The following is a 17,984-nucleotide window of genomic DNA, read 5'->3' on the forward strand; positions in this document are numbered from 1 at the left end:
GTTATAGAAGTAATGAACTTACTACTAGTTCTAGCTTCAAATTCTTTTACCTCTATAGAATATTGGGAAAAAAAGACCTTTCTAACTCTGAAAAGTTGGGGCGATTTAATGAACAAAAAAGGAGATGATAACGGTGGCTAGATCATATGAAATGACTTTAGAAATAAATGGTGCCGTTGATAGATCTCTTGGTAGTGCTTTTCAAAGGGCTAATACAAATATAAACGATTTAAGAAATCGGGCCAGAGAAGCACAACGTGAAATGAATCGGTTAGGACGTGAATTTAGACAAGGAAATATTCATCAATCCCAATATGCAGAAGGTACAGCTAGATTATCTCGTGAATTGAGGCAGTTAGAAGGTAGTCAAAGACGAATTACTGCCCTTAAAACAACTTTTGGAAATGGGATGAATACTGCCAAAACTGCAGCTGGATATGCAGCCGTTGGATCAGCGGTTGCTGCTACTGCAGTTGCGGTTTCTTCTCTGAATACTGCTGCTGATTTTGAAGCACAAATGGCCAAAGTTAGTGCAAAAACAGAAGCCACAAGAGCAGAAATAGCGGCTTTAAACAAAGAGGCCTTGCGTTTAGGTGCAACAACTAGTTTATCAGGTTCTGAAGTAGCTGTTGCAATGGATGAACTAGCAGCAAAAGGTTTTGATGCAACGAAAATCATTGCTGCCATGCCAGGTTTAATTGCAGCCACAGAAGCGTCTGGTGAAGATTTGGCCTTAGTTTCAGATGTTGTAACATCAGCTATTAATTCTTATGGGATGGAAGCAACAGAAGCTAGCAGAATTGCCGATGTAATGGCCATGAGTGCGAATAAGACAGCTGCAGGTGTAGGCGACTTAGGGTATTCATTTAAGTATGCGGCACCAGTTGCTAACACATTGGGTATTAAATTAGAAGAATTAGCAGCTGCTACAGGGTTGCTTGTTGACAAAGGGCTTGCGGGTGAACAAGCGGGTACTGCTTTACGTATGGCTTTAATCAGACTTTCTAAGCCACCTGCAGCAGCTGAAGCCGCGATGAAAGAGTTAAATATTACAGCAACAGATTCAAAAGACAACTTCAAAAATTTAACTACCCTTGCGAAAGATTGGGAAAAGGCTACAGCAAAACTAACTGATACTCAAAAAGTACAGTATGCTGCCACAATCTTTGGTGTAGAAGCATCCACAGCCATGTTAAGTCTATTTGAGTCTGGCCCAGAGAAAATTAAAGATATGACCAATGCTCTTGAAAATAGTGGAGGTGCTGCAGCAAAAGCAGCTGCCATTATGAAAGATAACTACGCAGGTGCGAAAGAGCAGATGTTTGGGGCGATTGAGTCAGCTCAAATTGCATTAGCCACTCCATCTTTAGAAGTATTGAAGGATACTTTTGATGGTGTTTCTAGCATGATTGAAAAAAACATGGGTGGTATTGAAAAAGCAGGTGAAGCAGCCGCTAGGATATTGAGAGATATTACTGCACCATTTAGTACAACCAAACCAATTAAACCAAAAATAGAACCAAACATGGATCCAGCTGATGCCCAAAAAATGATCAATGAGTACAACAAACAAATGCAGAAATATGAATTGTTTAATGATATGGGCTTTGGTGAAAAGGTTGAATACATGTTAGACACGGCCGTTGAAAAAGCTGAAGCATGGTTAGGTGGCTCAGGTGGCGAAGCGATGGGTAGAATTTTTACGCAATTAGGAACAATTGCAGGTAAAGCTTGGATTGCTGGAATAACTGGAGCAACAACTGGAGCCGTTTCCAGTGCATTAGAGGGCAATATGAGTGGAGCTTTGGGACTTGGTGCAGCTGCATGGATGATGGGCGGTGGAACACTTGTTAAAGGGGCTGTTGGAGCAGGTAGATGGGGTATGGATAAATTCAGAAATAGAAGGTCTGGGTCTGGATCTTCATCGGCTGCAACCGTAACACCACCAACTGGAACAACATCAGCAACTGCGACACCAACTGTGGGTCCACAACGAACAGGGACTATTACTCCCTATCGAGGAGCTACTACTGCTGTTCCGAATGCTACAACTTCAACAACAGCCACAGGACCTGCTCCAGCTGTAGGTCCACAACGGACTGGAGCTATTACACCTTATCGTGGGGCTGCCACTACAGTTGCGCCAAGTGCGACAACTGCAACAACAGCCGCAACTGCCACAACTGCCACAACTTCACGTGGAGCAAGTATAATGGGCAGATTAGGAAGTGCAGGTAAATTTATTGGCAAAGGATTTGCTCCAATTGGTCTCGCTATGGGAGCAATTGAAATCGCTAGGTCTAACGACAAAATCAAAACAGGTGCAGAGACTGCAGGCGGATGGGCTGGTGGTCTTGGTGGAGCTAAAGTTGGAGCGGCGATTGGGACTGCTATTGCGCCAGGTATCGGAACAGCGCTAGGTGGATTGATTGGTGGGGCAGCAGGATATTTTGGCGGTAAATGGCTTGGTGGAAAGACTGTAGATACAGTTAGAGGCGGAAGTGGTGAAGCAAGTAAGGCTTCGTCACCTTCTTCATCCAGCAAACAAGCGAGTTCAGAGGCTACAAAATCTATTGATACAACAAAGTTAAATGCTTCAATGACACAACTTTCGACTACTTTAGATGCTGCTAATACTTCATTTGCAACTATTAGTACATCAGTTACAAAGCTACAAACAAGCGCAAGTACAACTGCTGTAAATATGGATAATTTAACGATGTATTCTGGCCAAGTGAGCACTACTTTTGTAACATCATTTTTCTCATTAAAAACATCCACTGATCTTTCTACTTCGAATATGTCTACACTAGCATCAACCATTGGACAAGCAAGTGGTTGGATTAATTCAATACAGGGTATTCAATCAGCTGCTAATGCTGTAATAACAGCTTTTAACGGCCTAAAAGCTCGTATTGACAATGCACAGGTTCCAACTGGTGGAGGTGCAACATCAAGGAGGACGGCATATGAATAGTTATACTACTATCCAAGGTGAAACGTGGGACCTAATTGCATACAAGTTATGGGGGAGCGAATATTTGCTCCCTCTTTTGCTTGAGGCAAATCCACAGCATCGAAATATTATTATTTTTTCTGGAGATGTCGTTCTAAATGTTCCAACTGTCGATACAGCAATTTATACAGAGCGTCCTAGTTGGCTTGGTGAGGATGATGAGCTATGACAACGTATGCAAGACGAACAGGAATCCATGTAGTTTACAATAACAAGCAAATCACTGACATATTAGATGGCGATCTAGCAGATTGGACATATACTGATAATTTAAGTGGTGAAATAGACGATCTTCAACTTGTTGTGCAGGATGCTGATACTCATTGGTTGAAAGATTGGTTTCCATCAAAAGGATCGGTTTTGGACGTTGAAATAAAGCGATACTACTGGACAAGTGAGTTGGTAAAGACAAAGTTGGGAAGGTTCGAAGTGGATGAACTGAGTGGCGGTGGTCCACCTACTAAAATGACCATAAAAGCTTTAGCAGTCCCTGAAACTTCATCCATACGTGGTGAAGAAAAATCAAAAGCATGGGAGAAAGCAACGCTTAAACAGGTTATTGGGGATATTGCCAAGGCCAATCGATTGAAACTGTATTGGGAGACAAATGAAAATCCTAAAAAGGATCGTTATGAGCAAGAATCAGAAACAGATTTAGCCTTTTTACATCGTCTATGTAAAGAAGAGGGGTTATGTCTTAAATTATCAAATGGGGCTATTGTGGTTTTAGATGAAGCAGATTATGAGGCGAAACCTGCAGTTGATACGATTAGGCGAGTTAGTAAAGATACTTGTAAAGTACAGGTGCTTGATTGGAGTTTTAAGACCACTCTTTCTGGTATCTATAAAGCCTGTCGTGTACAGTCTCATAATGCAAAAAAGAAGAAAACAATTAAAGCGACATTTACACCACCAAAGGCTCCGAAGGTTGGCCGTACATTAGTAGTAAAAGAAGAGGTTAAATCTGTCGCAGAGGCTCAGAAACTTGCTAAAAAAAAGTTAAGAGAAGCAAATAAAGATGCCACGACTATTAGTCTTGTTATCATTAGTGAAATTCATATAGATGCTGGCATGACATTTAATTTAACCGATTTTGGACGATTGGATGGCAAATACATTGTATCTAGAGCGCAACATAATAAAAGTAAAATTACATTAGAATTACGGAGATGTTTGGAGGGGTATTAAATGCGGGTTCAAACTGGCGAAGTAACTTCGGTTGATCCGTCAAATGGCACAGCGCGTGTCAAGATGGAAGAGCAAGATGGCAAGGTATCAGCTCCATTAAGTATTCTGTATCGAGGTACACTAAAGAATAAAGATTATTGGATGCCGAAAATAGGAGAAGATGTTTTATGTATTTTCACTAAACAAAGCGAAGGTTTTATTATTGGTGCCTTTTATTCAGATGGAACAGTACCACCTCGAACAGATCCTGAAAAGCGATGTATTGAGTATGAGGACGGTAGCTATATTGAATACGATGCTAAAGCACATAAAATGTTTTTAAAGATTGAAGGTGAGTTGAACATAGAAACTAAAGGGACAGTAACAGTAAATGGACAACCGTTTACTCCTGGTGGTAACTCATCTTCAGAGTAAAGGAAGGTGTTGTCCGTGGCAAAGATAGGTAGTTTCGGAGATGTTATTTTCGAAGTATCACCAGAAAAAATACTCACTTTTAACGATCTAGAAATGAAAAGTAGTGCTAAGTGGGAAGAGCATTCTATTCACCGAAACAAAGCAAGGCTTGAATTTGATGGTCCTGGCCTTATTGATTTAAGTTACCGTATTTCATTGCGTGCTGAACATGGGACTAACCCAATGAAAGAGATTGCAAAACTTGAAAGGATGAAAAGTAAAGGTGAAGCTCATCTTTTCATCTTGGGTCAAAAGCCAATTGCACCTAACAAATTTGTCATTCTTGATAGTTCAGCAGGGTTAAAAAACATTGATCAAAAAGGGAATGTTCTTTCTGCAGAAGTAACGTTGTCCTTAAAAGAATACGATGGAAGTAAATCGCAAGTTAAAAAGACAACAACAAATACACAGCAAAAGGCTGCTACAAGTAATAAAAAATCCCTTGGCACTATCACAATTACGGTTAAATCGGTACATATCCGTAATGGACCAGGCGTTAATAATAAAGTGCTTGGTTATGCAATGGATGGCCAAAAACTGACTGTTTACGAAGAGAAGGATGGTTGGTACTCTCTTGGTGGTGGAAAATACATTACGGCAAGCAATTCATACTCGACGCTAAAGAAAGGGTGATAGCATGTATGAAGTAGAACCGATGAAAAATATTGATTTTGGAGCGACAGGTGTAGAGGAAGTTCTACAGAATGTCGCTTTTATTATGGCTACAGAAATTATGAGTTGCCCACTAGATCGTGAGATAGGTTGGGATAAGACGGTTATCGATAAACCGATTGATATTGCAAAGGCTAGGATAACAGCAAATCTAACTGAAGCTATTCACAAATTTGAACCAAGAGCAGTAATTGAAGCGATAGAAGTTACAGGGGATGGTTTGATGGGGAGTTTAAAACCGAAAGTGAAGGTGAGTGTGAATGAGTCGGTTTAATTTACCTGATGTATTTTTTTTAGAAAAAGCACCAGAGCAAATTGAAAGCGAAATATTATTTCACGTTAGGGAAAAAACTGGTCTCACACTACAACGTGCAGACCCACGACTTAAATTCATCCAGGCTTTTGCTGCATTTATTTCCATAGAACGAAACAAATTAGAGCATGGCTTGCGTCAGAATCGCTTATCTTATGCCGAAGATGACATACTTGATCACATGGGGGCAGAAATGTCCACAGAACGTTTACCAGCTAAGTATGCGATAACAACAATGGCCTTTGTGCTTGAAGAAGATCGAGTGGATACATTACCTATACCTGCAGGAACAAGATTCCAGGTAGGAGATATATACTTTGCTACAAACGAGGCGCAAGTTATCCCGCAAGGTGTGCATTTGTTTGCGGTAGATGCAACGTGTACGGAGCCAGGAGAAATAGGAAATGGATTTTTAGTTGGTGAAATATCTACTTTGGTAGAGCCTTTACCATATGTGAAAGCTGTTCAAAATACAACAATATCGAATGGTGGCGCAGATGAAGAAAGCGATGATGCTTATGCTGAAAGAATCCGTTTGGCGCCAGAAAGTTTTTCAGTTGCTGGCCCTGAAGGTGCTTACATTTATTGGACCAAAGCTGCTAGCCAAAATATTATTGATGTTCAAGTTGACTCTCCTGTGCCTGGTGAAGTGGTGGTGTACATTTTAATGGTTGATGGCAATTTACCAAGCGATGAAGATATAGCGTTAGTAGAAGCAAATTTAATGGATAAATACACACGGCCACTTACAGATAAAGTACGCGGTGCAGTACCAACAGTTATTGACTACACGGTAGAAGTTGAATATTGGATAGCAAACGAGAATTCTACTGTTTCCCCAATCATTGAAAAGCAAGTTAACCAAGCATTCAATGAGTATTTAGTTTGGCAACGTTCTAAGATGGGGCGAGATGTTGATTTTTCTGAACTGATAGCAAAACTAAAACAAAAAGGGGCAGCACGAGTTTCAGTCAATTCACCGATGTTTATTGAAGTAGGGCAGACAGAAGTAGCTAAAGAGATTACAACAAATATAACATTTAAAGGATTATCAAATGGCTAGTGAACTATTAAAATTGTTGCCCTATAGTTTGCGCCAAGATCCTGTACTCGTGGCCATTGCTGAAGCTGTAGAAATTCAACTTAACCAAGCTTACCAAGAAGCAGAGGATATTTATAATCTTGTTGACATCGATAAGATGCCAGAAGCCTTATTGGATCTCCTAGCCTATGAAAAGCACGTTGATTTTTATGAAGTTGGATTGCCTGTTGAGCAAAAAAGAGAGCTTGTAAAAGCATCAATAAAGTGGCACCGAAAGAAAGGGACTAGGGGTGCTATTGAAGATGTGGTGTCCATCATTTATAAAAATGCACAGGTCTTTGAATGGTTTGAATATGGTGGCGAAGAGTATCGATTTAAAATCGAAGTAGAAGAGCCGTTTATTGCTAACGAGGATATGAAACGTCTAAAAAGAATGGTTGAAGCCACAAAAAACAAACGTTCATGGCTGGAATATGTAGCTGTGAAAATGCAACAAACACAATATATCGAGCTTGAAGCTGCTACATCTTACTATCCTGTATATTTACCGATATGCGGAGAAATCCACTGTGCAGGGATGCCTGGGGTTGGACCTGATAGTTCGATTGAAATGAAAACAGAAAATTACTCATATCCAGTCTATTTGCCGATATGTGGTGAAATATTTGTTAGTGAGGTGATGGAAGAATGGTGACTCAGATTGTTATAGATCGTGTGTTGCAATTTTTAAAAGAGATGCCTAAAAAAGCTGTAGTTACTATCGATGAACAAGATTTAATTAAATCATTTCATTCGCAAGAGGTTGTAGAAAATACGGTAAAGACTTATGTTTTTTTAGAAGATGGGCATGGCCAAGTTACTACTACAAAGTTAGTTGATTCTCAGGGGATTGAATTAGATCGATATTCCACATCAATACAACCTAGTGAAGATGGTTTGATGATTGTATTTACGCTATCTGTTGCGTTGAAAGGAGATGTACAAGCGTGAGTTTAATAGTTTCAAACAACTATGAGTTATTAAACTGGGAAGATCGTATTTATAAGATAGGCGCTGATGAAAAATACATTCCCAAAAGGGACGAAAATGGTCAGATTATCTATAATAAATTAACTGGCTTGCCTGAATACGAAACTAAACAAACAGGTACTAGAATAAGTGCCAAGCGATTAAATCATATGGATGATGGTATCTATTCAGCCCATGATTATATTGTAGAGCTCAAAGCAACCATCAGACGTATGCAGATACAAATGGAACTTGATGGCCGTGTTCCAGGGAACAGTGGAACCTTTGCGGATACACTTGATGGCAGCTCAAATAAAATCACATTAGACAAAGCCTTAACGGATATTATTGAAGCTGTTATAGCTGGCACAACTACCTTAAAAGTGGCTAGTGTTGATGGTTTTAAACCATTTACGCAGGTCACTATTTTTGATGATGTAGCGAGCGAGGACGTTATAATCTCAGCAATTGGTGCAGATACAATCACAGTACAAGCTCTTAAAAATGCGTACAAAAAGGGAGCTAAAGTGGCTCGTAGTAATGTGGCGATCGATACCATAAATGTTGAAATGGGCGTTGGCAAGTGGCAAACATTTAATGTCGAACTAATGGAGGTGGTATAGAATGGCTTGGGAACTAGTAGATAGCAATAGTTTCAGTACCACGTATTCAACCGCGTTTAACTTAGTGAGAAATGGCGGATCTACAAGTTTTATTGTACTAACTACATCAGGACCGGAAAAAAGCATCACTCTAGATTTCCAAAAATACCGTTATCGACTTCGTGTGTTGATTTATGACCTTCAAGGTAGGGTAAAGTCAACAACACTGACTTATAAAGGGACAACATCTGCATATAAATCGGGGAATGATGTGACGTTTGATAAAAGCGATGATTTAAGTGGATTTTCCATAGTTACAGATACGAACGGTGGTCCTAACCTAACCTTCACGACAATCATTGAACGGATTTCCCTAGCAAACGGCAAACTAAAAGACCAAGCACCCGGAACGGTTATTAATTTCGCAGGCAGTCCATGGACGTTACTTGAACCGAGTACAGGGTATTTGTTTAAAAATACACATGTAGGCGAAATGAAATTCGATAATTCTAATCAAAATGTATTTGGTACGAGTAGCATACGCAGTTATTTAAATAACGAATATTACAACGCGTTGTCCGCGGCAGATAGATCATTGGTATTACAAAAAATATGGAACGCCGGTCTTCCGAACAAAGAATCTGAAGTGAAAGTAACTGCACGCGTTGGACTGTTATCTCATTCCGAGTGGACGAAATATTTTGCGGACACGATATTGTCAAAGCCTACAGAACCTTTTTGGACTCTTACACCGTCAACGAACAATTCTGTTTATCGTGTTGTGGCGTCTGGTCATTTATTAGCAGACTATTCCCCGGGACTGGCAGGAGTGTATGTAAGACCAGTGTTGTGTATTAACCCCGAGACCAATCTTATAAATGGAACAGTCGTCCATAACGCAACACCTACTATTACATTATCGTCACCAACCAACAATCAAACGTTATACGAAAACGACACATTTAACATCGCAGGCAATGCTCACGACACCGATGCAGATCAATCAGTCACAGTGTATTACCAAATTAACAACGAACCTCGTAAAGTGCTAACAACAAATCTGAGCCAGACACAAATATCACTATCGAAACAGTTAATTTTTAAAGGCTCAAAACTGTTTGATGGAGAGGTCGCTATTACAGAAGTTTTAGCTGATGGAGTAGCCCATACACTTAAAGTTTGGGCAATTGACAGCGAAGGTGGACAATCTACCACAGTAGAGCGTACATTTTATGTTATTCCTAACCGAGCACCATTGATTTCTGTTGATGCGGTAATAACTGCAGGAGTTGTCGATGCAGATAAATTTAAGGTCAGCGGTACGTCGTCTGATCAAGACGCAAACGCAAATGTTAAAGTAACAAGAAAAATTAACGGTGGAAATCCTGTTGAAATCTATAGTGGTCCAGGCGGTGCTTGGGAGTTCGATGTATCGCTTTCTCAACTGGTAGTTGGTGAAAATACAATTATTATTGAGGTAATTGACAATTATGGCGCTAAGACCAGCAAGACCATAAAACTTAAAAAGAATGAAGTGAAAACGCCTATTTTGCATGCTGTGGGGAGGTATAAAATTAAACCTCCTGCTGGATCTGCAAAGGGCGTTTTATTATTCATTGAAAGAGATGAAGAGCTTGATTTAAAAGTCGAATTATCAATGAAACTTGCAGGAGAGCAAGAGCAATATGAAACGCTCACTCCTAATAACACGGCTCCTCTGCCAAATGCGGTTGGTATTGTAGAGGATACGTTTTTCTATGAAGCGACTGAGCCGAAGGACAATATCATTCTCAAACTCTCCACAACACGTCCAGATGCAACGATTAATCATAAAATCCACTTAATATCGGGGGCGATTGAGTAATGGCTTTAGAATATAAACCGCGTGAATCTGATGGCTCTATGGGTGAAACAATAAAGGTTGGTAATGGTGAAACACCAGGAGAAACGATAGAAAGATTAGAAAAGGAAAAGCAATTACTTACAGCACAAAATAAAGTCCTTGGAGAGCGTATGGAATTCATGGAGGACCTTATTGCAGAAATTGCGATGAAGGTATATGAATGATGCGCTTTATAAAATGGGTTGTTTTGTACTTTAAAGGAGGTGAGATCATGATGGCAATGTTTTTCGCACAACGTGTAATCCTTGGTAAAACAGCATATAATGAAATACCTTCTACTTTACAACCAGGTGTTAAAGAAATTTTGGAGGATTCTGGACTCGGCTTTTTAACTGAATAAATTTTTTAATATGTTCCATAGCCTGTTAAATTTCAATACTTCTTTACCTATAATTAAAGTAGAAATCATTGAGAGAGGTGAAGAATGTGGAAACTAAACATCAGATAATTGTATTTGATCATGATCGGAACGCATACTGCATCTTTGATATTGGACTTTTGTCTTCTATAAAAGAGAGAGTAGAGTATTGGGAGAATAGGAGAGATAGAAATCTAGAAATAGTAATTCAAAGTAATGATAATCCATTGCCTAAGGGTTATGGAGATTATGATTACTTAAATAATCTAAGCTTTTGATTTTAAGAGTCCTTTATAGGGGCTCTTATTTTATTTAGTGAGGTGCTGACATGGACAGTCAAACAATAGCTTTAATCGGCATAATTTGTACCGTTTTAGGTGCATTCATTGGGTTTTTAACATTCAATCGAAGTCGTGATAAAGATGTGAAAAGTGAAGCATTTAAAAGCGCGGTAATCGAAACAAAGTTAGATAATATCAACCAATCAGTTAACTCAATTGCAGTAGATTTAAGGGCTAGTGAACAACGTTGGAACAATACAGATAAAGAAGTTGCACGTATTGATGAAAGTGTAAAATCTGCTCATAAAAGAATTGATACTTTGGAGGTAAAAAGAGATGAAAATTAACTGGAAAGTACGTCTTCAACATAAACAATTTTGGGTGTCATTAATTGCATTACTACTTGTGCTTGCGAATCAGATCGCAGGCATTTTTAATGTCGATATTACTATTTACAATGCACAAATTACAGCCATTTCGGAGACCGTATTAAGCATCTTGGGCCTACTTGGTATTATTATCGATCCGACTACCAAAGGTACTTCAGACAGCGAGCAAGCTTTGAATTATGACAAGCCAAAGGATGATAAATAATGATAATCAGACAGCATTTAGTATCTACAGCAGTTGCTATTAAAGTTACAGGAGGACGTAAAAACACTCGTAAAAAAATATGTATCCATGAGACAGACAATACCAACAAGGGTAGTGGAGCAGACAATCACGCTCGATTGCAAGCTAACGGTAATAGTCGCCAAGCAAGTTGGCACTGGACTGCGGATGATAAAGAAGCTATTCAATCATTTACACATGATTATCAATGTTGGGCAGCAGGTAGTACAAAGGGGAATAACGAAGCAATCCATATCGAGATGTGTGTGAATGCTGATGGGGACTATGTAAGGACTGTACAAAATACAGCATCACTAGTTGCAAAAATTCTTAAAGAAGAGAACCTAACAGTCAATGATGTAGTCCAGCATAACTTTTACAGTGGTAAAAATTGCCCTAGTAAGATGCGCTCCACAAGTGCACCTATTCCATGGGGCAGTTTTTTACAAATGGTTAAATCAAATATGCAACCTTCAACACCAAATAATATTGTAAAGGATGATGACACAATGCGATTTACTAATGAAACACTTAAAGCTGCAGTACGTGACTATTTAAAGCAAGCGGTGGACAAAAAGCTTATTGATAAATCACACCTAGATAAATTCGATGATGGTACACTAACTAATGGAGATTTAAAAGGCTTAGAAATTATCATTGCTCAACGTAGCGTTTAAAACAATGTCCCGTTACCTTAATTGGTAATGGGCTTTTTTTATTGGTAAAAATTTTATCTTGTCAAAATACAAACGTTTGTTCTAATATGTATACAAACAGATGTTCTTGTATAGAGTAATAAAAGGGGAAATACATTGTGCCAATAATAACTAACAACAATACACAACTGCTATTTGGAGTAGGAGATATTTCAATTCAAATTGGATATAAAAGATTTAAAAGCCCAGGAATTGTTCAATTCCTAGAAGTAGATCCATTACCTGTAGGTACATCTTTAAAAATTGGCACGAATGAAAAAGTAAAAATAGATGAGGCTCCAGTTACATTTATTTTTAATCAAGTGGAAAGCTTAGATGTCGTTATTAATCAGCTACTAAAATTACGTGAGGTTATGGGAGGAAATAGAGATGCGAGATCAATTAGTTAAAGCGATGCAACGTAATCAATTGGTAAATATGATGTATATGGCCAAAGGTGGTGCAGTCTCAAAAAGACGTATCAAGATTATCAAGATGGTTGGAGACACATTACAAGCTTATTGTTTTACCAAACAAGCAAAGCGTACTTTTTTAATCAGTAATATACTCGCTGTTAACCCCGTTTTCCGAAAAGAGCGTGATGTTGTATGAACTATGAAGACATGCCAGATAGACCAATCATTTGTATAGACATGAAAAGTTTTTACGCTAGCTGTATCGCCATGTTAGAAGGGTTGGATATACTGAAAGATCCAATTGCAATTGTCGGTAATTTTAGCCAACCAGGCAGTGTGGTGTTGGCTGCGTCCCCAGTCATGAAAGAACGATTTAAAATTAAAACAGGGAATCGACGTTATGAAATTCCTAAGCATCCAGATATTAAGCTGTTTGAACCTAAAATGGCTTTCTTTATTCAGATGTCGATGTCAATTACAAAGTTGATTTCGAACTATGTTCCTCCAGAGGCTATCCATGTTTATAGTGTGGATGAAAGCTTCGTTGATCTAACTGGCACCGAAAAATTGTGGGGCACAGCTGAAGAAACTGCCAAGGAAATTCAGCGAGCTATACTTGATCAATTTAACGTACCTTCAGCGGTTGGTATGGGTCCTAACATGCTTATTTCGAAATTAGCATTGGACATTTCGGCAAAGAAAACGGGCTTTGCTAGATGGACGTATGAAGACATTCCCGAAAAACTATGGCCTGTACGCCCTTTGTCAGAAATGTGGGGCATAGGTAAGCAGATGGAAGCTAACCTAAATAAGATGGGAATTCAAACGGTTGGTGGATTAGCAAATGCTGATTTAGATGAATTAGAAAAGCAGTTTGGCGTAATGGGCAATCAATTGTATCACCATGCATGGGGAATAGATCTGTCTAAACTAGGTGAACCTTTAGTCAAGAATCCATCACTAAGCTTTGGAAAAGGGCAAATGTTGATGCGGGACTATCACACTCGTAAGGAAATATCAGTAGTACTTTTAGAGATGTGCGAGGATGTGATGAAAAGAGCGAGGGATGCTGGATTTGTTGGCCGCACGATTAGCTTAGGTCTATCATACAGCCGTAATGCTATGACTAAAGGATTTCATCGTTCTAAAACAATATCTGCACCTACAAACGAGACACTTGAAATGTATAAAGTCTGCATTGAATTACTTGACGAACATTTTGCTGGAGAACCAGCACGCCAGTTATCTGTCCGTATTTCCAATTTAGATCGGGAGCACAGTATCCAATTAGATTTATTCGATGAGCGAAAGCCACAACGTCAACTTATTGGGCCAACGATGGATGCGATTCGTAATAAGTTTGGAGCAACTGCATTATTACGAGCAGTCTCATATACGAGTGCGGGTACAGCTATCAACCGTGATTCTTTGGTTGGCGGACATTTAGCATAGGAGTGATTTGATGATAAAAGACAGGGGCAATATCAAATGGGGAGCTATGATGATGCCTGAGCATCTGGACTTTCTAAAAGAATATAAAAATGATTTTACTGTACAACAAAGAGAATTGACTGAATGGGAATTGGAGGATATACAACAAACAATTGAGCAAGCTTATAATCAGCTACTGGAAGTAAAATTAGATGTATGGGCAGCAGGTAAAACAACACAATGGACTGGAATTATAAAATCAATTAATTTAAATACTAATGAACTCATACTTGATTCACTACTTAAAACAAAACACATTCCAATTCATAGCATTCAATCAGCTCACCTGGATGCTGATTATTATGATTAAAGCTGATGAGAGGCAATTGCTACACAAATATCTTTTGTTAGAATTAGCAGTCAAATCATTACAAGTTGACTACAATAAATTAGAACAATTTAAAATGAAAATTGTATTTTTGCCACTAATGGATTCTTTATTGAAAGAACTTCGACAAGAATATTTTGACCTCAAAGGACAACTATTCAAGCGACGTATACGTGTTGTAGGGTGGAAACGGGTAGATGATTACTTCAGCGACGTGCAAGTTGCCACTGCAGGTAATGATGTAATTCTTCGGTATGCTAATCAAGCGTTGAAAACGCAAGTCGAAAAGCTAATTGTTAGTTATGTCAAAAAGTGACCAGGACTTTATTTTGAGATCCTGGTTTTTATAATGTGAAAATCATTGGTATTATTGGTAACAAAAAGTATACTATTCTATAAAAGACTAGTCGACTTTAAAAATACATGGGAGCGATGAAATGATGGTTAAAGCTTTGAATTGTCCAAACTGTGCTGCAGTATTTAACCCAAGCGATAAGTCATGTGAATACTGTGGGAGTTACATCATCACCACTGATACGAAACAATTTACATATGATCTAAATGAATTTAAACCAACCTATAAAAAAATATTTTTTCATGAAATCGAGATGGGTGTGAATGAGCTACCGATACGCTCAGGCATGGCGAATATCTATTATAGTGCAACTAAATCAGATGGCGGACGTTTGCTATTAACAAATCAACGTCTTATCTTTTGCGCTCATGCTCTGAATATTAATCCTAATTTATATTGGGAAATTAGTTTGAAGGATGTAGATCGAGCTGAGCTTGGCTTAAATCTTCTTATCTCTCAAAGAATTAAGATTTTGACACGAAAGGTAATGAAACAACTTTTGTTGTTTATGGTGGAAAAACTTGGTTAGAGGAAATAGAACGTTATTTAAATTAAAAGAGATGACCAGGCGCTCGATTGAGTACCTGGTCTTTTTTTGCACTTGTAATTTTAATCCCACATCTCCATTACTTGCCCAAATGCTTTAACACCTTCATTCAAATATTCGATCTCACTACCATTGACCACAATATCAGCCATACCGAGTTGAGTGTTGTTAAAGTCTACATTTGAAGGTGTTACATTAAATTGAGCTACTTTAACATCATCCACACGAATTGCTAGGGTGACTGTACCAGTATTGATGACATCAGATTGTTGTAAGAAATAGAAAGCTTGATTTAGTGTATTAAGCGTACTCATACCTGGTTCGGAATCTGCAGAGTAGTCAATCCATACAAGTAAATTGTTTTGTGAAGCACGATTATCAATTACTTCAACAGACTTTGCGAATTTAAAGAAAGACGTATCAACAATATTGGTTGATTGTTGATTCTCGTTGGATTCATTTTTTTCGACTTCTGTTTCAGATTGTTCAGCGTTATTTTCTTTTGGTATCGGATATTCAATTTTTTGGTCGCCAGTAGGCTTGGGGTACTCTATTGTTTCGTTCTTAGGAATCGGCTTTTCAGCTTCTCCACAACCTGCTAGTCCAAGGCTTAATATTATTGCCGCACTAAAGATTAATTTCTTCATATGTAAATTCCTCCCTCTATATTTCCATTTTAAGAAAGAGAAATATAAATGTACATATAAAAAAACAGACAACCATGTTAGTTATCTGTTTTCGTATATTTCATCATCGCAGTAAACACAATATCCTTTTCCGTTCCTAATTGGAATGGGTGAACAACATAGTGAACATTGAATAGTTTTACTTTGGTCATTTAATTTTTTAACTAATTTTTTACTCCCGCATAATCGACATTTCGTAGCAGAACCAGTACAAATAGCTTTGCAATTATAGCATCGTTTTTTATCCACGTTATCACCGTCCTATAGGTATTTAGAGGATAGATAAAACAAAATATCGACAACCCTATTTAGTTATCTTTTTTTAGTCATATAATCAACGTATTTATCAATTGCTTCTAATAACCGTTCTCTGTCAACTAAATCCGCTGTCATGTCTTCCCATCTGTGAATTTTAATACCTGATGGTAAAGGTTCAATGTTGAAGAATGAGATTTCTATTGCATCTCTAAAGATATCAAAATGAATTTCTGAATTTGTTTCCAATTTGGGTTGTAATCCAAATTCTCTAAAATAATTTATTTGCTCATTTATATTACAATCAAAAATGGTCATTTTAATAAGATGAGAATTTAAATAGGGATAGTTTTTTATATAATCTTCTAAAAAATTAATGGTTTCTGTTTTAATCATGTTATTCTCCTTTTTTATATTTTTGTACCATCTTCTAATAAGAAACTACTTTCAAACTTCGCTCCGCATACTTTAGCTATTTCTTCTAATTCACTTACTTTAAAATCATCACGACGCATTTTGTTGGATAAGTTTTGTGATGATGTCCCCAATGCTTCAGCAACCTCTGTTACTGACTTTCCTGTTTTGATTAAAAGTATTTTTATTTCTTCGGTTTTACCCACTTTATCACCATCTTTCGTTTTATATTAATACTTTAATTATACACTTAAAAATTACAGTGTAAACTAATAAGTTGAAAATTAAATCATAAAGTGTTTACAAGGTAATTAAATTATGTATAATGTAACTATAAAGTTTCAAAAGTTATTCATGTGTTAATTGAAGATGGAGAAGAGGTGAAACACAAATGGCATTCGAATACCTAGCACAATACATAACATTCGATTCAGTAGGAGATATGGATAAGAGTGTGGAGGACCACATGGCGGCTCATTACTACGATTTAACGGAATCAGAACGTGCCATCGTTTTCAAACTTGCTAGTCATGCTTTGGAATATCCAGGAGCTTGCCACCTGAAAGCTGCCACAATTGCTGCAGCATTGGAGATCAGCACAAAGACGGTTTATCGAGCTATTTCAAAACTGGAATCATTGGGGATCGTTAAGAAAGAAACGACTGTAAAAAGCAAAGGTGGGCAAGGAGCAAGCATCTACATTATTTTGCCTTACAATGTCCCACCGTCAATGTCCAAGCGTGGAAATGCTGAAAAGCCTTGTGAGAGTAAGGACGAAGTGCAACAAACTGAAAACCAATCATCTAAATCTTTTAATCATTTATCTTATAAAACAAGCACTTTACAAGAAATATATAATAATGCTCACGCTGAAAAAGAAGCTCATAAGGAATACATGAATGAATACCAGGTGATGCTATTTGATTTCATGCACTCATTACCGTTATCAGACTCACTAAAAGATGAATTACATAAATGTGTTTTAGCTTCACAAGTAAATTCTGTGGTTGAATTTATAAAAGCTAAGAACGTGATTTTCAAAATTGCTATGGATATTAAAGAAGGTATTTTAACAGTCACAAGCACATTACGAGCCGTATTCACAGGAGCATATAACAAGGCTGTAGAGCGTTCAAGTATGAAGCTTAATAAATCATCATCTATAGAAGAAAAAGCAGATAGAGAGCGCCCAGTACCTTTCTATAATTGGCTGAATGAGCGTGATAGTCATCACCAATCAATTAGTAGACCGACTTTGGATAATTGGTTGGTATGGTGATTTTTATACCCACTTGTAACTCGATATGATGTCTAATGAAATAGGGTGTTTTTATTAAAAACATTATATA

26 protein-coding genes are annotated in these 17,984 nt (G+C 37.9%); 23 read left to right on the top strand and 3 right to left on the bottom strand.

Annotated elements, in window-relative coordinates:
• Positions 1 to 133: 133 nt before the first annotated feature.
• From MHB65_RS07085 to MHB65_RS07190, 22 genes are all read left to right on the top strand, one after another.
• Entirely contained in the window at positions 134 to 2,977 is a 2,844-nt protein-coding gene (locus tag MHB65_RS07085) for a phage tail tape measure protein (RefSeq protein WP_342442901.1), read from the top strand.
• Positions 2,970 to 3,185 (top strand): phage tail protein, encoded by a 216-nt coding sequence (locus MHB65_RS07090; protein ID WP_342442902.1) that lies wholly within the window; start codon positions 2,970 to 2,972, stop codon positions 3,183 to 3,185. The genes MHB65_RS07085 and MHB65_RS07090 overlap by 8 nt, the downstream gene beginning before the upstream one ends.
• Positions 3,182 to 4,204: a contractile injection system protein, VgrG/Pvc8 family gene (locus MHB65_RS07095; protein ID WP_342442903.1), complete on the top strand. Its 1,023-nt coding sequence runs from the start codon at positions 3,182 to 3,184 to the stop codon at positions 4,202 to 4,204. Before MHB65_RS07090 ends, MHB65_RS07095 begins: the two co-directional genes overlap by 4 nt.
• The gene (locus tag MHB65_RS07100; protein WP_342442904.1) at positions 4,205 to 4,618 is read left to right on the top strand and encodes a phage baseplate assembly protein V; all 414 of its coding nucleotides are present in this window, start codon (positions 4,205 to 4,207) and stop codon (positions 4,616 to 4,618) included. It abuts the gene before it with no gap.
• Positions 4,619 to 4,633: 15 nt separating this feature from the next.
• On the top strand, positions 4,634 to 5,290 hold the full coding sequence (locus MHB65_RS07105) for a phage tail protein (protein WP_342442905.1): 657 nt from the start codon (positions 4,634 to 4,636) through the stop codon (positions 5,288 to 5,290).
• A 4-nt stretch (positions 5,291 to 5,294) separates the two neighbouring features.
• Entirely contained in the window at positions 5,295 to 5,603 is a 309-nt protein-coding gene (locus MHB65_RS07110; RefSeq protein ID WP_342442906.1) for a hypothetical protein, read from the top strand.
• Positions 5,590 to 6,705, top strand: a complete 1,116-nt coding sequence (locus MHB65_RS07115; RefSeq protein WP_342442907.1) for a baseplate J/gp47 family protein — start codon at positions 5,590 to 5,592, stop codon at positions 6,703 to 6,705. Before MHB65_RS07110 ends, MHB65_RS07115 begins: the two co-directional genes overlap by 14 nt.
• Positions 6,698 to 7,378: a phage tail protein I gene (locus MHB65_RS07120; protein WP_342442908.1), complete on the top strand. Its 681-nt coding sequence runs from the start codon at positions 6,698 to 6,700 to the stop codon at positions 7,376 to 7,378. Before MHB65_RS07115 ends, MHB65_RS07120 begins: the two co-directional genes overlap by 8 nt.
• Positions 7,372 to 7,674 carry a hypothetical protein gene (locus tag MHB65_RS07125; RefSeq protein WP_342442909.1) on the top strand — a complete coding sequence of 101 codons (303 nt, stop codon included), beginning with the start codon at positions 7,372 to 7,374 and terminating at the stop codon, positions 7,672 to 7,674. Before MHB65_RS07120 ends, MHB65_RS07125 begins: the two co-directional genes overlap by 7 nt.
• Positions 7,671 to 8,315 (top strand): hypothetical protein, encoded by a 645-nt coding sequence (locus MHB65_RS07130; RefSeq protein ID WP_342442910.1) that lies wholly within the window; start codon positions 7,671 to 7,673, stop codon positions 8,313 to 8,315. The genes MHB65_RS07125 and MHB65_RS07130 overlap by 4 nt, the downstream gene beginning before the upstream one ends.
• Before the next feature lies 1 nt (position 8,316).
• Positions 8,317 to 10,158 carry a DUF6273 domain-containing protein gene (locus MHB65_RS07135; protein ID WP_342442911.1) on the top strand — a complete coding sequence of 614 codons (1,842 nt, stop codon included), beginning with the start codon at positions 8,317 to 8,319 and terminating at the stop codon, positions 10,156 to 10,158.
• The gene (locus tag MHB65_RS07140; RefSeq protein ID WP_342442912.1) at positions 10,158 to 10,361 is read left to right on the top strand and encodes a hypothetical protein; all 204 of its coding nucleotides are present in this window, start codon (positions 10,158 to 10,160) and stop codon (positions 10,359 to 10,361) included. The genes MHB65_RS07135 and MHB65_RS07140 overlap by 1 nt, the downstream gene beginning before the upstream one ends.
• A gap of 47 nt (positions 10,362 to 10,408) precedes the next feature.
• Entirely contained in the window at positions 10,409 to 10,537 is a 129-nt protein-coding gene (locus MHB65_RS07145; RefSeq protein ID WP_342442913.1) for a hypothetical protein, read from the top strand.
• A gap of 346 nt (positions 10,538 to 10,883) precedes the next feature.
• Positions 10,884 to 11,183, top strand: a complete 300-nt coding sequence (locus tag MHB65_RS07150; RefSeq protein ID WP_342442914.1) for a hypothetical protein — start codon at positions 10,884 to 10,886, stop codon at positions 11,181 to 11,183.
• Positions 11,173 to 11,430, top strand: coding sequence for a phage holin (locus MHB65_RS07155; RefSeq protein WP_342442915.1), 258 nt, complete (start codon positions 11,173 to 11,175; stop codon positions 11,428 to 11,430). The genes MHB65_RS07150 and MHB65_RS07155 overlap by 11 nt, the downstream gene beginning before the upstream one ends.
• On the top strand, positions 11,430 to 12,125 hold the full coding sequence (locus MHB65_RS07160) for an N-acetylmuramoyl-L-alanine amidase (RefSeq protein WP_342442916.1): 696 nt from the start codon (positions 11,430 to 11,432) through the stop codon (positions 12,123 to 12,125). The genes MHB65_RS07155 and MHB65_RS07160 overlap by 1 nt, the downstream gene beginning before the upstream one ends.
• Before the next feature lie 137 nt (positions 12,126 to 12,262).
• Complete coding sequence (locus MHB65_RS07165) at positions 12,263 to 12,553, top strand: hypothetical protein (RefSeq protein ID WP_342442917.1); 291 nt, start codon at positions 12,263 to 12,265, stop codon at positions 12,551 to 12,553.
• Positions 12,534 to 12,755, top strand: coding sequence for a transcriptional regulator (locus tag MHB65_RS07170; RefSeq protein ID WP_342442918.1), 222 nt, complete (start codon positions 12,534 to 12,536; stop codon positions 12,753 to 12,755). The genes MHB65_RS07165 and MHB65_RS07170 overlap by 20 nt, the downstream gene beginning before the upstream one ends.
• The gene (locus MHB65_RS07175) at positions 12,752 to 14,011 is read left to right on the top strand and encodes a UV damage repair protein UvrX (protein WP_342442919.1); all 1,260 of its coding nucleotides are present in this window, start codon (positions 12,752 to 12,754) and stop codon (positions 14,009 to 14,011) included. Before MHB65_RS07170 ends, MHB65_RS07175 begins: the two co-directional genes overlap by 4 nt.
• A gap of 10 nt (positions 14,012 to 14,021) precedes the next feature.
• On the top strand, positions 14,022 to 14,360 hold the full coding sequence (locus tag MHB65_RS07180; protein ID WP_342442920.1) for a YolD-like family protein: 339 nt from the start codon (positions 14,022 to 14,024) through the stop codon (positions 14,358 to 14,360).
• Positions 14,353 to 14,694, top strand: coding sequence for an aconitate hydratase (locus MHB65_RS07185; RefSeq protein WP_342442921.1), 342 nt, complete (start codon positions 14,353 to 14,355; stop codon positions 14,692 to 14,694). The genes MHB65_RS07180 and MHB65_RS07185 overlap by 8 nt, the downstream gene beginning before the upstream one ends.
• A 121-nt stretch (positions 14,695 to 14,815) precedes the next feature.
• Positions 14,816 to 15,262, top strand: a complete 447-nt coding sequence (locus MHB65_RS07190) for a hypothetical protein (protein WP_342442922.1) — start codon at positions 14,816 to 14,818, stop codon at positions 15,260 to 15,262.
• 80 nt (positions 15,263 to 15,342) lie between these two features.
• On the opposite strand, the gene MHB65_RS07195 is transcribed toward MHB65_RS07190, so the two are convergent.
• From MHB65_RS07195 to MHB65_RS07205, 3 genes are all read right to left on the bottom strand, one after another.
• Positions 15,343 to 15,927: a hypothetical protein gene (locus MHB65_RS07195; RefSeq protein ID WP_342442923.1), complete on the bottom strand. Its 585-nt coding sequence runs from the start codon at positions 15,925 to 15,927 to the stop codon at positions 15,343 to 15,345.
• Between the two features lie 351 nt (positions 15,928 to 16,278).
• Positions 16,279 to 16,617 (bottom strand): hypothetical protein, encoded by a 339-nt coding sequence (locus tag MHB65_RS07200; protein ID WP_342442924.1) that lies wholly within the window; start codon positions 16,615 to 16,617, stop codon positions 16,279 to 16,281.
• A gap of 14 nt (positions 16,618 to 16,631) precedes the next feature.
• A complete protein-coding gene (locus MHB65_RS07205) occupies positions 16,632 to 16,841 on the bottom strand; it encodes a transcriptional regulator (RefSeq protein WP_342442925.1) in 210 nt (69 codons plus the stop codon).
• A 185-nt stretch (positions 16,842 to 17,026) separates the two neighbouring features.
• Between MHB65_RS07205 and MHB65_RS07210 the strand changes: the two genes are divergently transcribed.
• Positions 17,027 to 17,914 carry a helix-turn-helix domain-containing protein gene (locus MHB65_RS07210; RefSeq protein WP_342442926.1) on the top strand — a complete coding sequence of 296 codons (888 nt, stop codon included), beginning with the start codon at positions 17,027 to 17,029 and terminating at the stop codon, positions 17,912 to 17,914.
• The last annotated feature ends 70 nt before the right edge of the window (positions 17,915 to 17,984 follow it).

Origin of the sequence: Lysinibacillus sp. FSL K6-0075 (genome assembly GCF_038592945.1) — a bacterium.
Classification (GTDB): Bacteria; Bacillota; Bacilli; order Bacillales_A; family Planococcaceae; genus Lysinibacillus; species Lysinibacillus fusiformis_F.

Bases quoted from the DNA above. Each gene is read 5' to 3' on its own strand.
- MHB65_RS07090 (WP_342442902.1), top strand. From the start codon at position 2,970: ATGAATAGTTATACTACTATCCAAGGTGAAACGTGGGACCTAATTGCA.
- MHB65_RS07095 (WP_342442903.1), top strand. From the start codon at position 3,182: ATGACAACGTATGCAAGACGAACAGGAATCCATGTAGTTTACAATAAC.
- MHB65_RS07100 (WP_342442904.1), top strand. From the start codon at position 4,205: ATGCGGGTTCAAACTGGCGAAGTAACTTCGGTTGATCCGTCAAATGGC.
- MHB65_RS07110 (WP_342442906.1), top strand. From the start codon at position 5,295: ATGTATGAAGTAGAACCGATGAAAAATATTGATTTTGGAGCGACAGGT.
- MHB65_RS07115 (WP_342442907.1), top strand. From the start codon at position 5,590: ATGAGTCGGTTTAATTTACCTGATGTATTTTTTTTAGAAAAAGCACCA.
- MHB65_RS07120 (WP_342442908.1), top strand. From the start codon at position 6,698: ATGGCTAGTGAACTATTAAAATTGTTGCCCTATAGTTTGCGCCAAGAT.
- MHB65_RS07125 (WP_342442909.1), top strand. From the start codon at position 7,372: ATGGTGACTCAGATTGTTATAGATCGTGTGTTGCAATTTTTAAAAGAG.
- MHB65_RS07135 (WP_342442911.1), top strand. From the start codon at position 8,317: ATGGCTTGGGAACTAGTAGATAGCAATAGTTTCAGTACCACGTATTCA.
- MHB65_RS07140 (WP_342442912.1), top strand. From the start codon at position 10,158: ATGGCTTTAGAATATAAACCGCGTGAATCTGATGGCTCTATGGGTGAA.
- MHB65_RS07145 (WP_342442913.1), top strand. From the start codon at position 10,409: ATGATGGCAATGTTTTTCGCACAACGTGTAATCCTTGGTAAAACAGCA.
- MHB65_RS07150 (WP_342442914.1), top strand. From the start codon at position 10,884: ATGGACAGTCAAACAATAGCTTTAATCGGCATAATTTGTACCGTTTTA.
- MHB65_RS07155 (WP_342442915.1), top strand. From the start codon at position 11,173: ATGAAAATTAACTGGAAAGTACGTCTTCAACATAAACAATTTTGGGTG.
- MHB65_RS07160 (WP_342442916.1), top strand. From the start codon at position 11,430: ATGATAATCAGACAGCATTTAGTATCTACAGCAGTTGCTATTAAAGTT.
- MHB65_RS07170 (WP_342442918.1), top strand. From the start codon at position 12,534: ATGCGAGATCAATTAGTTAAAGCGATGCAACGTAATCAATTGGTAAAT.
- MHB65_RS07175 (WP_342442919.1), top strand. From the start codon at position 12,752: ATGAACTATGAAGACATGCCAGATAGACCAATCATTTGTATAGACATG.
- MHB65_RS07180 (WP_342442920.1), top strand. From the start codon at position 14,022: ATGATAAAAGACAGGGGCAATATCAAATGGGGAGCTATGATGATGCCT.
- MHB65_RS07185 (WP_342442921.1), top strand. From the start codon at position 14,353: ATGATTAAAGCTGATGAGAGGCAATTGCTACACAAATATCTTTTGTTA.
- MHB65_RS07190 (WP_342442922.1), top strand. From the start codon at position 14,816: ATGATGGTTAAAGCTTTGAATTGTCCAAACTGTGCTGCAGTATTTAAC.
- MHB65_RS07195 (WP_342442923.1), bottom strand. From the start codon at position 15,927: ATGAAGAAATTAATCTTTAGTGCGGCAATAATATTAAGCCTTGGACTA.
- MHB65_RS07200 (WP_342442924.1), bottom strand. From the start codon at position 16,617: ATGATTAAAACAGAAACCATTAATTTTTTAGAAGATTATATAAAAAAC.
- MHB65_RS07210 (WP_342442926.1), top strand. From the start codon at position 17,027: ATGGCATTCGAATACCTAGCACAATACATAACATTCGATTCAGTAGGA.